This window comes from Tunturibacter gelidoferens (genome assembly GCF_040358255.1).
Taxonomy (GTDB): domain Bacteria; phylum Acidobacteriota; class Terriglobia; order Terriglobales; family Acidobacteriaceae; genus Edaphobacter; species Edaphobacter gelidiferens.
Genome location: NZ_CP132938.1, coordinates 1491590 through 1506696 on the forward strand (window position 1 = coordinate 1491590; position 15107 = coordinate 1506696).

The 15107-nt window shown below is 59.8% G+C and carries 14 protein-coding genes; 7 read left to right on the forward strand and 7 right to left on the reverse strand.

All coding sequences use genetic code 11. From position 1 onward, the window contains the following. Positions 1-49: 49 nt before the first annotated feature. Both RBB81_RS06875 and RBB81_RS06880 read left to right on the forward strand, forming a co-directional pair. Entirely contained in the window at positions 50-1390 is a 1341-nt protein-coding gene (locus tag RBB81_RS06875; protein ID WP_179581255.1) for an MFS transporter, read from the forward strand. Positions 1391-1428: 38 nt separating this feature from the next. Beyond that, positions 1429-2172 carry a hypothetical protein gene (locus tag RBB81_RS06880; protein WP_353073166.1) on the forward strand — a complete coding sequence of 248 codons (744 nt, stop codon included), beginning with the start codon at positions 1429-1431 and terminating at the stop codon, positions 2170-2172. 84 nt (positions 2173-2256) lie between these two features. On the opposite strand, the gene ppc is transcribed toward RBB81_RS06880, so the two are convergent. The 5 genes from ppc to RBB81_RS06905 all read right to left on the reverse strand — a co-directional run bounded on the left by ppc (position 2257) and on the right by RBB81_RS06905 (position 7596). Further along, positions 2257-5193, reverse strand: a complete 2937-nt coding sequence (gene ppc / locus RBB81_RS06885; protein ID WP_353073167.1) for a phosphoenolpyruvate carboxylase — start codon at positions 5191-5193, stop codon at positions 2257-2259. A 173-nt stretch (positions 5194-5366) separates the two neighbouring features. Further along, positions 5367-6143 carry a hypothetical protein gene (locus RBB81_RS06890; RefSeq protein ID WP_353073168.1) on the reverse strand — a complete coding sequence of 259 codons (777 nt, stop codon included), beginning with the start codon at positions 6141-6143 and terminating at the stop codon, positions 5367-5369. A 95-nt stretch (positions 6144-6238) separates the two neighbouring features. Next, positions 6239-6940, reverse strand: a complete 702-nt coding sequence (locus RBB81_RS06895; protein WP_353073169.1) for a hypothetical protein — start codon at positions 6938-6940, stop codon at positions 6239-6241. A gap of 74 nt (positions 6941-7014) precedes the next feature. After that, positions 7015-7263, reverse strand: a complete 249-nt coding sequence (locus tag RBB81_RS06900) for a hypothetical protein (RefSeq protein ID WP_353073170.1) — start codon at positions 7261-7263, stop codon at positions 7015-7017. A gap of 162 nt (positions 7264-7425) precedes the next feature. Continuing rightward, positions 7426-7596 (reverse strand): Trm112 family protein, encoded by a 171-nt coding sequence (locus tag RBB81_RS06905; RefSeq protein WP_353073171.1) that lies wholly within the window; start codon positions 7594-7596, stop codon positions 7426-7428. Positions 7597-7648: 52 nt separating this feature from the next. Between RBB81_RS06905 and RBB81_RS06910 the strand changes: the two genes are divergently transcribed. The 5 genes from RBB81_RS06910 to RBB81_RS06930 all read left to right on the forward strand — a co-directional run bounded on the left by RBB81_RS06910 (position 7649) and on the right by RBB81_RS06930 (position 12655). Next, on the forward strand, positions 7649-8596 hold the full coding sequence (locus RBB81_RS06910; RefSeq protein ID WP_353073172.1) for a bifunctional 5,10-methylenetetrahydrofolate dehydrogenase/5,10-methenyltetrahydrofolate cyclohydrolase: 948 nt from the start codon (positions 7649-7651) through the stop codon (positions 8594-8596). A gap of 5 nt (positions 8597-8601) precedes the next feature. Then, positions 8602-9255, forward strand: a complete 654-nt coding sequence (coaE, locus tag RBB81_RS06915; RefSeq protein WP_353073173.1) for a dephospho-CoA kinase — start codon at positions 8602-8604, stop codon at positions 9253-9255. 148 nt (positions 9256-9403) lie between these two features. Next, the gene (locus RBB81_RS06920) at positions 9404-9952 is read left to right on the forward strand and encodes a hypothetical protein (protein ID WP_353073174.1); all 549 of its coding nucleotides are present in this window, start codon (positions 9404-9406) and stop codon (positions 9950-9952) included. Between the two features lie 242 nt (positions 9953-10194). Then, a complete protein-coding gene (locus tag RBB81_RS06925; RefSeq protein ID WP_353073175.1) occupies positions 10195-11412 on the forward strand; it encodes a S1C family serine protease in 1218 nt (405 codons plus the stop codon). Between the two features lie 310 nt (positions 11413-11722). Further along, positions 11723-12655 (forward strand): site-2 protease family protein, encoded by a 933-nt coding sequence (locus RBB81_RS06930; RefSeq protein WP_221272879.1) that lies wholly within the window; start codon positions 11723-11725, stop codon positions 12653-12655. Here the strand turns inward: RBB81_RS06930 and purN are convergent. Together purN and RBB81_RS06940 are read right to left on the reverse strand one after the other, a co-directional pair. Further along, complete coding sequence (gene purN / locus RBB81_RS06935; protein ID WP_179581266.1) at positions 12652-13260, reverse strand: phosphoribosylglycinamide formyltransferase; 609 nt, start codon at positions 13258-13260, stop codon at positions 12652-12654. The genes RBB81_RS06930 and purN overlap by 4 nt on opposite strands. Before the next feature lie 61 nt (positions 13261-13321). Then, positions 13322-15061 carry an amidase gene (locus tag RBB81_RS06940; RefSeq protein ID WP_353073176.1) on the reverse strand — a complete coding sequence of 580 codons (1740 nt, stop codon included), beginning with the start codon at positions 15059-15061 and terminating at the stop codon, positions 13322-13324. Positions 15062-15107: the final 46 nt, after the last annotated feature.

Below are 15107 nucleotides of genomic sequence, written 5' to 3' on the forward strand. Positions count from 1 at the left end.
TCCTGGGAGAAGGTGACATTTTCGTAGCGGAAGTGTGAAAACATAGGGCATGGCGGACGGCTCGGAACGAGTAAAGCTGGCGGACGAGAACGACTACCGCTCGGCGTTTAAGTCGCGGGACTTTCGGCTTTATCAGACGGCGCGTTTGATGGTGATTCTGGGGGCAGAGGCTCAGTCGGTCGCGGTGGCATGGCAAGTGTATGCGATCACACACTCTGCCTTGGACCTTGGGTATACGGGGCTCGCTCTTTTTCTGCCTGGATTGTTTGTCGTGCTTGCTGCGGGACATGCGGCGGATCGATATGACCGGCGCAAGATCATTCTGCTTTGCTACGGGCTGCAGGCTTGTTGCACGGCCGTGCTGCTGTGGTTGTCTTTGAGCGCGACGGCGTTGCAGCATGGACGGATCTGGCCGATCTATGCCGTGCTGGTGGGGATTGGGTTGGGCAGAGCGTTCAGCGGGCCGGCGGCGAGTGCCATGCTGCCTAGCCTGGTGCCTAAAGAAAACTTTGTCAACGCGGTGACCTGGGGCGCGACGGTCTACCAGATTGCGAATATGTCAGGGCCTGCGGTGGGAGGAATCTTGTTTACGCTGCCACTGGCCGGTGTAGCGGCACTGTGTAACGGCGCGCCGCTGGTGTACAGCTTCACGCTCCTGATGCTGCTGGGTTTCATTGTGCTGGTCAGCATGATTCGAACGAAGATGGTGACCACGGAAAAGAAGGCTTTCAGCATGAAGACGGTGCTGGCGGGGCTTGAGTACGTTTGGCGCGCGAAACTGCTTCTGGGGTCGATCTCGCTGGACCTGTTTGCGGTGCTGCTGGGTGGCGCGACGGCGTTGCTGCCGATCTTTGCGACGGACATTTTGCATGCTGGACCACGCGGGCTTGGGTTGCTGAGGGCGATGCCGTCGGTAGGGGCGCTCGCGGTTTCTCTGGTGATGGTAGTGCGACCGATCAAGCACAAAGCTGGGGCGACGATGCTGGTGTGCGTTGGAATCTTCGGCGCGGCTACGGTGGTTTTCGGGTTATCGAAGAGCATTTACTTAAGCGCGGCGGCGTTGGTGATCGTCGGTGCGAGTGACATGGTGAGTGTGGTGGTTCGGTCGAGCGTGCTACAGTTGGCGACGCCGCCTGAGATGCGTGGGCGTGTGAGTGCGGTGAACTGGTTGTTCATTGGAGCGTCGAATGAGTTTGGCGAGTTTGAAAGTGGTGTGACGGCGCAGTGGTGGGGCGCTGTTCGCGCAGTGGTGATTGGCGGGATCGGGTCGATGCTGGTGACGGCCTCTGCTGCCGCATTGTTCCCGCAGTTGCGCAATGCCGATGCTCTAACGGCGGACGCTTTGATGGGAGCGGATGAGGAGTTGAGTGTCGCGGAGTCGGTAGATTAGAGTGCAGTGGTTGCTATCTAAGGGGTAAGGGAGAGTCGATGCAGAATGGAGCGAAGGCGGCGATCGGGGCGACTGTGGTGCTGGTGCTGGCGGTCGGCATTCGAGTGGGGTTGATCTACCGGGAGCGGAATGCTCCGGATAACTCGGTAAAGGCTCCCGCGCGCGAGGTGATTCCAGCAGACGACCTTGTTTACCTGAAGCAGAAGCGGCCGGATTCGCTGAAGGACATTAAGGATCTGGCGGGATCGACAGTTTGGGTTTCGGCCGGTGGGCAACTGGAATACTATCCTCTCGTTGGACATGCGGCTCAGTACGGCAAGGCTGCCGGAACGTTGTTGGGCGCGGAACCGCTCATGGTGAAGGACGCGATCGAGCAGGTGGCTCCGAAGGCTGCGACGTTTCGAATTCCGGGCGGCGACAAGCAGGTGCTGATGGTGTTCACGCGTCCTGATGTTGCAGGCGACACGAAGGAGTACGCGGTGCCGGTGGGCTATCGGCAGGCGGGCGAGTACAAGTTTTATACGGATGAGATTTTGTTCTATGACGATCCGCATCAGCTCTACAAGCACTGGGGGCCGGAGATCTGGAGGGCGGTGGACTCGCACCAGGTGATTCTCGGGATGAACGAGCGGCAGGTGGAGCTCGCGCTGGGACAGGTGAGTAAGAGCACGAGCAACGACTACGGAAATCGCATGGTGGTGTTTGCAAATCTTGGCAAACCGATGGCGGTGACGTTTGTGAAGAATAAAGTAACGGCGTTCCGAGCGGATCAGGGATATTGATACTTTGCTTGCGAGAGGTGCGGCAAGGAGGAGCTGATTGAGCTCCCCCTTTTTTCGAATTAGGTATTTCTACTTCTTTCGCGATCAGCCGGTGTTGCGGAGGCCGGCGCTGATGCCGTTGATCGTGGCGGAGATGGCGCGGTCCAGTTCGGGAGACTCGGGGTGTCCTTTTGCCAGTGCTGCGCGCTTACGTCGCATCAGCTCGACCTGAATGAGCGACATCGGATCGACGTAGGGATTGCGCAGGCGGATGGAGCGCTCGAGAACCGGGTTGGTTTCGAGGAGCGACTTCTGCTTTGTGATCTCGAGAATCATGCGAAGCGTCAGGTTGAACTCAGCTTCGAGGGTCGTGAAGACGCGGTCGCGAAGGTCTTCGTCTTCGACCAGTGACGCATAGAGGCGGGCGATGCCGAAGTCTGCCTTTGCGAGGGCCATCTCGACGTTGCGGATGATGTCGAGAAAGAGTGGGAAGTCGCGGGCCATGGTTTGAAGCTGCCCGAGGCCGTCGGGTTTGGATTGGATGAATTGATGAAGCGCGTGACCCACGCCGAAGTACGCGGGAACGAGTTGGCGAGACTGCATCCAACCAAAGACCCAAGGGATGGCACGCAGATCGGCCATGGATTTTTTGCCGCTGCGTTTTGCGGGGCGTGAGCCGAGGCGGGCGTGTTCAAGCTCTGCGACGGGAGTGGACTGCTCGAAGTAGGTAAACGTGTCGGGGTTGTCGACGATGTGTTTGCGATAGAACTCGTAGGAGGTAGCCGAAAGCTGGTCGAGCGCGGCCTCCCATGCGGGAAGGATCTCGCCGGTGAGGTGGGGAATCTCCGCGCCACGCTGCAGCGCCGCATCGGGGCGCGCCAGTGCATCGAGGCTGGCGGCGATCATCAGCTCGAGATTGCGTTCGGCGAGCACGACGTCGGAGTACTTCCAGTTGAGAACTTCGCCCTGTTCGGTGATGCGAAGTTCGCCGGTGAAGCTGTCGACAGGCTGAGCGAAGATGGCGCGGTGCGTTGGTCCACCACCGCGACCTACCGTGCCGCCGCGACCATGGAACAGCCGCAGGTTCACGTTGCATTCGCGAGCGACCTCATGCAGTGCACGGTGAGCCTTCCATATCTCCCATGTGCTCGTGATCATGCCGCCGTCCTTGTTCGAGTCGGAGTAACCGAGCATGACCTCCTGCTGACGATTCCAACTCGCGAGAAGTGGCTTGTAGGCCTCGCTCGTCCAGAGCTTGCGCATAATGTCGGGGGCGTTCTGAAGATCCTCGATGGACTCAAAGAGCGGAACGGGCTGCAGGCCGGGGTCGTCTACTGTGCCGTCTGGTTGAGGTGTGGTGGCTTCGACCTTGACTCCACCGAGACGCGCAAGCCAGATGACCTGCAGGACATCTTCGGCGCTGGTTGCGCCGCTAATGACGTACTGCCGGATGGACTCTGGGGAGTAGGTTTGCTTGAGTTCGGCGATGGTGCGGAAGGTGTCGAGAACCTCGGCGGTCTGTTCGTTCAGCGCGGATGGGAGGTTGAGCGCGTCAGGCGAGTTGGAGGGACACCATGCGGAGACCTCCGCGACGGCGGCGGCGTGGACGCGGGCGTGCTGGCGGATGTCCAGTGTCTGCAGGTGCAGTCCGTAAGTGCGAACCTCTATCAGCAACGGGTCGATGAGCATCTCGGCGAGACGAGGGCCGCTATTGTCGACCAGTGATTCGCGAAGGATTGTGAGATCGGAGAGCATCTCGGTAGCCCGGGTGTATGGCTTGAGCGCGGGATTGGCCGGAACGGGAACGGCGGATTGCGGAGTCGCACCAAGTCGCATCATGATGCAAGCGATGAGCAGCCGGATGGATTCGTGAGGGAAGCGCTCGCCGAGAGCACTCTGGCCGGCGGTGCGGAGTTGACTGAGATAGCTGTCGAGCAGCGCGTTTAGTTCCTGGGAGACAGGGACCTGTTGGGTAGAACTTGCAAGCTGCTCGAAGATGTTTTGCAGACGGCGGCGGTAGTGCGTGAACAAGAGAGCGCGGGCCATCGCGAGCGCGTCGCGCGTCGCCTGGGGAGTGACGAAGGGGTTGCCGTCGCGGTCGCCTCCGATCCAGGAACCAAAGCGGATTAAAAGGGGAAGATCGGCGACGGAGGATTGAGCTGTCGAAGATCTAGACTGTTCCGATTTGTTTGTAACTGAATCTGAGCTTTTATCGTCGGGATATTCGGCAGCAAGCGCGGCGGCGACTTCGGAGTAGAGAACAGGGAGGGTGTCGAAGAGGCTTGACTCGTAGTAGTCGAGGGCCATGCGGATCTCGTCGAGCACCGTAGGGCGTGCGCTGCGCACGTCGTCGGTCTGCCAGAGCGCGGTGATCTCGGCCAGCAGATCGCGTTCAAGAGATTCGAGGTGAGGTTCGGGGACGGGTATGCGGTCGAGCTGCTCGAGGAGATCGGAGATGCGACGGCGCTTGAACATGACGCTGCGGCGGGCGACCTCGGTGGGATGCGCGGTGAAGACCGGGGCGACGCAGATACGCGCCAGCAGGGAGTGAACTTGTTCCGCGGGAAAGCCGGCCTGGCGAAGACGGCGGAGAGTTCCGCGCAGATCACCGCGTTGAATAGAGCCGGCTGAATCCGCGCTCTGATTCAGCTGTAAGGAGAGGCGTCGGCGCTTGCGATGGTTGGTTTCGGCGAGGTTGATGAGCTCGAAGTAGAAGCCGAAGGCACGGGCGAGCTGGTAGGCAGCGGGCAGGTCAAGCGTATGGACGCGGGCCAGCGTCTGCTGGAGATGGGCGGTGGCGACGGTCTGGTCGGCGGCTCCGGTCTGCGGGGCTTCGGCTTCGCGACGCGCGATGGCGATGCGGCGGAGAGCTTCGACGGCCTCATAGAGCGGCGCGCCGGCCTGCTCGCGCAGCACCTCGCCCAGCAGCATCCCGAGAGAGCGAACGTCGCGGCGCAGCGGAGCTTCTTTCAGCTCGCCCGTGGGGGCCTGCAGTTCGGCGAGGCGCTGGGGCCAGTCGGATGGGGACCAGAGAGACGGCATCCTTTGATTATGCCTTGTAAGACTACGGAAGCGAGCGCGGGATATTCTCGCCGGGGTGTTGCGCTCTTTTCAATGCCGTACCCTGAGGTCGAACTGGAAGTGTTGCGCTGCGAGCAATATTCAACGGGGCCGGAGCAGGTGTTACACCGTGAAGGATCGTCCGACCGCGAAGATCAACACTTGCGCCATGCAAATTTGAGCGCGGACCAGTCGTTATCAATCGAGCACACCTTGTAGTCGACCAGGCCTGCGGCGAGGGCCTCGTCGCGTATGTGGTTCTGATTGAAGTCGACGTGGTGTGTGCCGGTGCGTTTTGGATGAACGATCCAGACGGAGGCCTGCCTGGGGAGACGAAGCGTCAGTAGATCCAGCATAGAGGTCAGGTCTGCGAGCGAGCGGATAAAACAAAACGCGAGGCTGGTGGTCGGCCGGAGGCGCGAGAGCAGGACCGTCTTCTCAGGGAGGTCGCCAAGTAGCTCTTCGAAACCGTCTGGAGCGGCGATGAGGGCTACCTCTCTATTTGAACTGACCCCTAGTTTCGTTAGCAGGGGTGTTGCTGAGAAGTCGCGGTGAGGTGCGGTGGCCGGAGGAGCTGGTGGATGGAGAAGAAGTGCGGTGAGGGCGCCAGGAGCCTCTGACCATGAGGCGTAACTGCCGTCGGGATTTTCAGCACGGATTCGTGCCGTCTTTTCGGGCGATCCGCCTACGAAGAGGATCGGTACGTGGTGCGCGGATTTGCTGGAGCGAAGAGCCAGTGCAACCTCGCGGGAGTGCGACGGAAGTTTGTCCAGATCGAGAACCAGCGCTGCGGGGTTGAGATGGGCGAGTTCACCGACGACCCCCGAGTTTCTGATCAGAGGAGCAGCGTCGATCTTCAGGCCACGGCGTTTCAGCGATGCAGCCTTCGTCGTAATGTCTTCGTGCCAGGAGAGAAGCTTCACAGTCTTCATGGGCTCTCGAGCGTTAGGTTTCGCCCTGCGCTGGAAAGGATTTTAGACCCTGTTCCAGAAGTCCCGACTTCGTTGTCTTGTGTTGGTCCTCCTTATCAGAGGGCGGCCGCACGGCAGAGCGGTTCTTTGCGGATTTCGTTGAGCAGCGGTGTGGTGAGAAAGTCAGCGGAGTTGTTGCCGAGCGTGAGGCGAAGCGTGGGAAGGGCAACGAGATATCGGAGGTAGTAGGCGATCTCTTCCAGGTTCGTAGAGCCGGGGCCAGGAGGGTTGTAGCGATACTGGCCCGGTGTCTGAACCGGAATCTCCCACTGACGACGAACGGGTTTAACGCGGGTGTAGCCGAGGAAGTCCATTGTGATGGGGACTTTCTCCGTGCGCGGAGGAAAGAGGTCGTCTTGGGAAGCAGGCGTCCAGGGAGGATAAAAAGTGAGGTCGGTGGCGCCTCCAAAGTTCGCAAAGAGTTCGAAATAAGATTTGCCGTTTGGGCGCAGGGTGCATTGAGCGATTAGCGTGGGGGCGGGTAAAGGCAGGGAAGAGTCCGCAGCAGCGGGGAGACGGAGAGACCCCGCGAGAGCCAGCCGTACGTACTTTATCTGCGAACCTGGCTCCTGTCCGGCAACTCGATCGATCCCGTCAGCGAGAGTGGTCTTTACGAACTGGGGACGATCAGGTTGCTCCACAACTTGTTCTTCGCTAAAAACCGGCATCCCTCCAGGGAGGGTGAGGGTGAGAAGAAGGAGAACGGAGCAGCGAGAGCCAACGGCCATGGGGTAGCGTAGCGGACGAAATTGTCGCATGAACAATCTTTTTTTATTCAGTCTGGCCCGCGTTCCTGTTCCAGCCCGAAGGAGCCATGTGGAGGTTCGGCACTTCACATCACCTGTGCGATCTTCTCCAACTCCTCCTGAAGGCAAGGCAACGAGCAGCTGATAGACTCCATCCGGAACGCCGCTTTGCGCGCATCCTGCGTGGAGACGCCGTAGCCGCGCGTGACAAGGAAACTGCTGATGAGATCGGCGGCCTGCCAGGAGTCGAGACCCGACTTCATCAGATCTTCCCGCAACCCGGAGAGATCGGCCTCGGTGAACTTTTCGACGTGGGCGCTCTTTGCCTTTGTCATCTGTTCTTCTCCTGCCCGGCGTGTGTCCGCCGTCAGCTTATCTGTGATGTTAGACGTCATAAATTGACTGAGGTCGTATTCTCTTTCTGGACACGCATTGATCGACAATAGAGTCCATCGTCAGACGACTTTACGAAAAGATGGCCCGAAAAGTTCTTTGAGTCACTGGATTAGAGCGCGGTCCGCAAGCAGTACAGGAATTCCTTCGACCACAGGATAGCGTCGCCTGCATCCCTTGCACGAGATAACATCGTCCACGCGTTCGAGCTTCTGATGGCAGACCGGACAGACGACGTAACGTAGATCTTCGGCCGGCGGGGATTGGGCGCTCACAAAACTATCTTATCTTCAGAGGAGCCGGGGAGCGCGATACCATGAAAGACGTATGGATGAGATGAAGAGAACTCCAACGATTTTGGACGGCATTGCGATCGCCTCGCAGATCAAGGCCGAGGTGGCGACCGAGGTTCAAGCTCTTGTGACTCGCGGCATCACTCCCGGGTTGGCGGTGATTCTGGTCGGAGAGTCGCCTGCGTCGCAGATTTATGTTCGCACCAAGGTGAAGACCTGCGGCGAGTTGGGAATCTTCAGCGAGATGATCACGCCGCCGGAGAGCATCACAACCGATGAGATGCTGGTGCTGGTTTCGGCCCTCAACGCCCGAGAAGACATCGACGGAATCCTGATTCAACTTCCGCTGCCGAAGCACGTAGACACCAAGCGGCTGCTCGAGGCTGTAGCGCCGGACAAAGATGTGGATGGATTTCACCCCGTGAATGTAGGCCGTCTGCAGAGCGGTCAGCCGGGATTGGCTCCATGTACCCCGGCGGGTATCATCGAGATTCTGCGGCGTAGCGGATTGCCGGTCGCCGGACAGAACGCGGTTGTGGTGGGGCGATCGGATATCGTAGGCAAGCCCACGGCGGTGATGTTGCTGAACGCCTCCGCCACGGTGACCGTATGCCACAGCAGAACGGTGGACCTCGGCAGCTTCACTCGCGAGGCAGACCTTCTCGTGGCAGCGATCGGTCGTGCGGGATTCGTGACGGCGGATATGGTCAAGCCGGGCGCAACGCTGATTGATGTCGGAATCAATCGCGTCACTGACGCCGCAGACGTCGAGAAGTTCTTCCCCGGCGATCCAAACCGGGCAGCGGCCTTCGCCAAGCGCGGATCAGTTGTGGTTGGGGATATTCATCCGGCTGCATTTGCGGTGTCGGGCGCGTACACCCCGGTCCCAGGCGGCGTCGGCGCGTTGACGATTGCAATGCTCATGCAGAACACGGTAACGGCTGCAAAGTTGCGGCGCGGAATCTCGCCGGGGAATAAGTAGCCGCTATGCTGCGTGTCGGCCTCACTGGCGGGTTGGGAAGTGGAAAGTCCACCGCAGCGAAGCTGTTTGCTGTTCACGGGGCGCACATCCTGCAGTCGGACGCGATCGGCCGCGAACTCATGGAGTTGGGCCAGCCGATCTACATCGGGATGGTCGCTCACTTTGGTCCGGGTGTGGTTCTCGCCGATGGAACTCTTGATCGCGCCGCCCTGGCGCGCATCGCTTTCACAGAGGGTCGCGTTGAAGAGTTAAATGCAATCGCTCATCCTCTGGTGATCGCGCGCCAGATGGAGTTGACTGAGAAGATATTTCAGCAGGAGCCTCACGCCGTTGTGATGGTGGAGTCGGCGTTGATCTTCGAGACGCGCTATGGTGCAGATGGTTCGCGCTGGCAGAGCCGTTTCGACAGGATCATTCTGGTGACGGCTCCGGAAGAGGTGAAGATCGCACGATTCGTCGCTCGTTGCTCCACCGGCAGGATGATAAGCGAGGAGCAGCGCGCGGAACTTGAAGCGGAGGCGCGCCGCAGGCTGGCTCAGCAGATCTCCGACGAACAGAAGAGCGCTTTGTCCGACTATGTGCTGACCAATGGCGGCGCGCTGACCGAGCTGGAGTGGCAGGTCGATCAGCTTTGGCCGATCCTCGAAACTGCGGCATAGACAAGCCTCCGTCCCGGACTTCAGGGGGAACACGTTGCATCGAATCTCCAACATTTTGGGTGTCCCCGGATGATGCATTTTGATCTTCTGCCGATGAAGGGACTGTGTCAGACAGGCACACTTCATCGAGGGACAAGGAGACAGGCAGATGATCCGGCAAGCTATCAATTGCGATATCTGTGCAGCAGAGAAGCAGACGAGTAACTACTGGTTCGTCGCCTACGAACAGGGCGGCGAGTTGAAGCTGCGCGGTTGGGAGTCGCCGAAGAACTCGCGCAAGGGCGCCAAGCATCTGTGTGGACAGAAGTGTGCGCAGCGCATGATGGCAAACTTCATGGCTTCACTGATGGCGACTGTTCATAGCAACGAGCAGGACGTTGAGGCAGTGGCCGAAGGTATGGAGGTCGCGGCGAAGAGCGAAGAAGTAGAGGTCATCAACCGCCCGGAACGCTCTGAGCGTATCGACAGGCCTGAGCGCGCAGACAGATCCGATCGGCTCGATCGCACGGACCGTTCCCTGGTGGGTCGAGCGAACATCACCAGTGCCGATCTCGACGCCGAATCCTGGGCCGGGCCGGTCAAGGTCAAGGAGGAGCAGTGGGGGGTGCAGACCAAACGGCAACCCGAACGCGAGAACTTCCTCCATGCGCCGCGCATCAAGCCGTCGGCACTCAATCGGCTGCAGCGTATGGTGTAAGCAAGTACAGACTTAGCCCTCCCCGGATATGGATCGGGAGCACGACGACTTCAGCGTCCTGGTGCTCCTAAAAAGCGGGACGAATTCGGTCCCGCTGTCCTGCTCTTCAGATAATTCTTGTTTGCCGCTTTGATGGGATCCACGGCCTTTTACACGCCTAAGCAGGGGGGCGCGCGCCTCGATACAATTGAATGTGTCGGTCTTTCGCAGCCGGCTATTTGAAAGATCAGGTCGTGCTCACGATGAAACTACGCCCCGTTCTCCTTGTGGTGCTTCTTCTCTCTGGCTTCTACTACCTGACGACGCATGTCTGGTCGACGGGAGCCGTCTCGCCCTGGCTGCATCGCGCCACGCCCTCCACGTCCCTGTCTGCGACGAACACCGCCGCCGTGAATGGCCCGCTAGGAACCTTTGAGCTGACCGAAGCCAATGCCGCTCCCGCCTACGACACTGAAGAGCAGCAGAATATTGCCGTCTACAAGAAAGCCCTGCCGTCGGTGGTCAACATCACTTCGACCGCGATCGCGATGGACTTCTTCTACGGTCCGGTTCCGCAGCAGGGGCAGGGCTCCGGATTCATTCTGGACAAACAGGGACACATCCTCACCAACAACCACGTCATCGACAACGCCCAGCGCGTCGAGGTCACGCTCTCGGACAAGCACAAGTACAAGGCCACCGTAGTCGGCGTCGATAAAGGGCATGACCTCGCACTGCTTCTGATCAACAATGCTCCTAACCTTCAGCCGGCGACGCTCGCCGAATCGCAGAGCCTCACCGTGGGCCAGCGTGTCTACGCGATCGGGAATCCGTTCGGCCTGTCCGGCACCATGACACGCGGAATCATCTCGGCGATACGGTCGATTCGCGGGCCGAATAACAATCCCATTGAAGACGCGATCCAGACCGACGCCAGCGTCAATCCAGGCAACTCCGGCGGCCCGCTTCTGAATTCGCGAGGCGAGGTGATCGGCATCACCACTCTCATCGCTTCGAATGGTGTTGACCAGTCGGCCGGCATTGGCTTTGCCATCCCAGTCAATACCGCCAAGGCTGTCATCGCCGACTTTGCGAAGTACGGGCGAATCCGTCGTCCCTCGCTCGACATCGCCACCCTGGAGATTGGTCCGGAGGTCGCCGACCAGATCGGTCTGGCTGCCGACTATGGTCTGTTGATTGAGCGTGTCCTGCCCGGCGGCGCAGCAGAGAAGGCCGGGCTTCATGGAGGAACGCAGAAAGCCTACCAGGGAAACATGCCGGTGATGCTGGGCGGCGATCTGATCGTCGCGATGGACGGACAGGAGATCACGAACGCGCAGGATCTGGCGGCGGTGATGAACTCGCATAAAGCGGGCGACGAGGTGACTCTCACGGTTTTCCGCGGGCGCAAACGGCTCGATGTGAAGGTGAAGCTGAACGATGCAACCGAGCAGCAGGGGCAGGCAGGTCGCGAGACTTAGAAGCTGTCCTGCCGGACGGGCCTCCTGCGCGGAGCGCGGTCACTTCGTGACGCGTATAGCGGCTTCGCCCGAGCCTCCCGATGGTCGGCACAAGATCTTCTTCGCGACCAACGGGAGCGCCAACCGAAGGGGTATACACGCCACGAAGTGGCCGCGCTCCGCGCAGGAGGCCCGTCCGGCAGGACAGACTCTCGGATAAAATAGACGCAGATGCTTCTACGGCCGACCTGTTGTGACTGAAACGACCCCTTCCGCTACTACTCCTGATCCGATTCATAACTGTCCCGAGTGCGGTCTTTGGCTGCCACCGATGACGCTCGCCTGTCCAGAGTGTCATTCGATTGTCTATGCGCGACACCTCAAGGGGCTTGGACAGCTAGCGGTATCGCAGGAGCAGGAGCGAGCCTGGCCGCAGGCACGTGAGACCTGGCAGCAGATGCTCCAGTGGCTGCCTGCCGGTACGGAGCAGAGCCAGATGGTGGCAGGGCACCTCGCAGCGATCGACGGGCGAATTGAGCAAGGGGAGCAACGAACGGCGACCTGGAAAAAGAGGCTGGGCCCGCTTGCCCCGGCTGCGTTCTTCCTCATGAAGGCGAAGACCTTCCTGTTCGCTCTGCTGAAGTTCAAATTTCTGTTCAGCTTCTTCGCCTTCTTCGGAGTCTACTGGGCGCTCTTTGGCTGGAGATTTGGTCTCGGCTTCGCTGTGTCGATCCTGATCCACGAGCTCGGGCACTATGTCGCAGCTCGTCGTCGCGGATTGAAGGCTGACCTTCCAGTGTTCTTGCCTGGGTTTGGGGCGTACGTGCGCTGGTACAGCATGGGGATCTCGCTCGACGCGCTCTCAAGCATTGCCCTGGCGGGGCCGTTCGCTGGATTGCTGGCTGCGGCAGCGTGCGCGGCAATGTATTTTTTCACGAAGGTCGAATTGTGGGCCGCGCTGGCTCACGCGGGCGCATGGCTGAATCTGATAAATCTGGTGCCGGTGTTGGGTCTTGACGGCGCGCAAGCGACTCACGCACTAAATCGTATGCAGCGCGGGTTGATCTTAGCCGCCGCCATTCTCTTCTTTGCGTTCCTGCATGAAGGGGTCTTTCTCTTCATCGCAGCCGGCATGGCGTGGCGTCTCTTTACGGGCTCGGCTCCGGAGAACCCGAGCAGTGCGACGATGATCCGTTACACCTTGCTGTTGTTCCTGCTGGGAGCCTTGATGGGGCTTGTGCCTCAGACCATGCGACGGTTTTAGACTTTGCTGCGGACGTAACGTCGATCCTGTATGGAGTATTCGCCGCTGAGCACGCAGGCAATCGCCTCCGGGTAGGCACGGTGCTCCTGTTCGAGGATGCGAGCCGATAATGTCTCGTCGGTATCGTCGTCGTGGACTAACACGGTCTTCTGCAGGATGATGACGCCATGATCCACCGCTTCATCGACAAAGTGAACCGTACATCCAGCCACTTTGGCCCCGTAGTTCAGCGCTTGCCCTTGTGCGTCGAGCCCAGGAAAGGCGGGAAGCAGCGATGGATGCACGTTGAGAATGCGGTTCGGAAATGCCTCCACAAACACCGGAGAGATGATGCGCATGTATCCCGCCAGGCAGACCAGATCCACCTTGTGCTGATGCAGACGCGCAATCATCTCCGCGTCATGCTCAGCGCGCTTGCGGCCAACCGAAGGAACTCCAAACGCTGGAATATTTAGCTGGCGCGCCGCGGCCAGCCCCGGAGCATCTTCAAGGTTCGACAACACCACGGCAATCTCCGCGCCGAGCAGACGCTGCTCATGAATAGCCTTCGCGATCGCAAGAAAGTTTGAGCCTCTGCCGGAGAGAAGAATTCCAATTCGGTGCATGAAGGGTCCCTTGCTTAGATTTTAGGCGAGGCATGCGCTCCTGTCTCCGACGGCCCACAACTCATCGTGCATCCGGAAGCAAACCCTTCTCCACCAGCACCGGGGGCCTGCGATGCTTCGTCGCCTGCTCATACGCGTAAGCCCAGCCCAGCAGATCCCCATCTCTCCAGGGACGCGCCGAGATCTCCAGTCCGAACGGCAATCCGTCGGGATAGAATCCACCAGGCACCACCACCGCAGGCACGCCGATCATGTTCACCCACCCCGTATCGCTGTGCGGCCCCTCGCTGAGCTTTCCATTCTGCGGCATCGTCTCATCCGGCGGAGGCATCTGCGTTGCCGGGTAGACAAACCCGTCCAGATGCAGCCGGTCGAGAGTCTCGTTATAAGCCTCGAGCGCTTTTTTCCGCGGCCCGTAAAAATTGGCTTCAGCCTGCGGGTCGCTCTCGATCGACTCCTGCACAATGGTCGCCCGTCCTCGTCGCGTCGCCGGATCCGCGCCACCAATAATCGTCGGCGGCAACCGCGAGCCAATCACACTTTCATACTCCGCCGCCGAGTGATACTGCGCCGGGCCGTACTCCGCCAGAAACTTCTCTGTACCCTCCTTTACATAAGGAAACGTCCCCACGCGCGCCACCGTCACCGCAAAGCTGTCCGGCAGAATCGAATCATCGAATACCACCGTGGCTCCCGCAGCTCGCAGACCTTCAACCGATTTCATAAACGCTGCCCGGGTCTCTGGCCGTAACGGCTCACGCGAATCTTCGGTATCCTCTGCTACTTTACTCGCCGTCGCCGATGCAGGAATCCCCTGAAACGGAATCCCCGCCCCTGCAAGAATGAAAGCCGGCACACCAAACCGCTTGCCCTTTAGCGCATCCGCCTTCAGATACTGCGTATAGGGCCCTTTCTGAGCCTCCGCCGCGGAACCCGTCGTCCGCGCATCCGCAGCGTCCTCGCCGGCCATTACGTCCAGCGCAATCGTCGCATCGGTCACTGTTCGTGCGATCGGCCCCGTATTGTCGAGCAGCCAGTCCAGCGGCGCGATCCCCGCGATACTCACCAGCCCTCGCGTCGGAAACACTCCCACCACCGAGCTCGTCGCCGACGGCATGCGAATCGAGTTCCCCGTGTCGGTCCCATTGCCCAGCAGCGCAAAGTTGCCCGTCACCGCCGTCACCGTTCCTCCCGACGAGCCACCCGGACTGAACCGCACATCGTAAGCGTTTCCCGTCCGCCCAAACGCAGTGCTGCGATTCGTATCGCTCGCTGCAAAGTCCGGCATGTTCGTCTGCCCCAGAATCACCGCTCCCGCAGTTCGAAGCTTTGCGACGATGGTCGCATCCTTCGGTGCCACCAGCTCGTGTCCTGGAATCATGTAGCCCTTCCAGCCATCGGTTGTAATCAATCCCTTGATGCTCGTATTCGCTTTCGTCACAATCGGAACGCCCCACATCGGTCCACGCCGAAAACTGCTTCCTCCAGCCTTCGCTTCCGCATCCTCGCGAGCTGCAGTGGCCAACGCATTCCGTGCATCAACAGTCTGCACCGCGCGATAGATTCCGTTGTACCGCGCGATCCGCGTCAAATACCATTCGACCACCTCAGTCACGGTGTACTTGTTCGCGCGGTACAACTCCTCCAGGCGAGGAATCGTGACCTCCATCAGGTCGCGATCCATCGTAGCCTGCGAAGTTGGGGTAGTTGCTGAAGAAGGAGCACCTTGCGCGCTTGTGAGAGAACCAGAAAACAAGCTGACTGCGACGAAAACAAAGCAAACGCTGACTCGAATCTTCATGTCGTCCCTTGAGTGATTTGGTGCTTTCTATAAGAACACAAGGTTG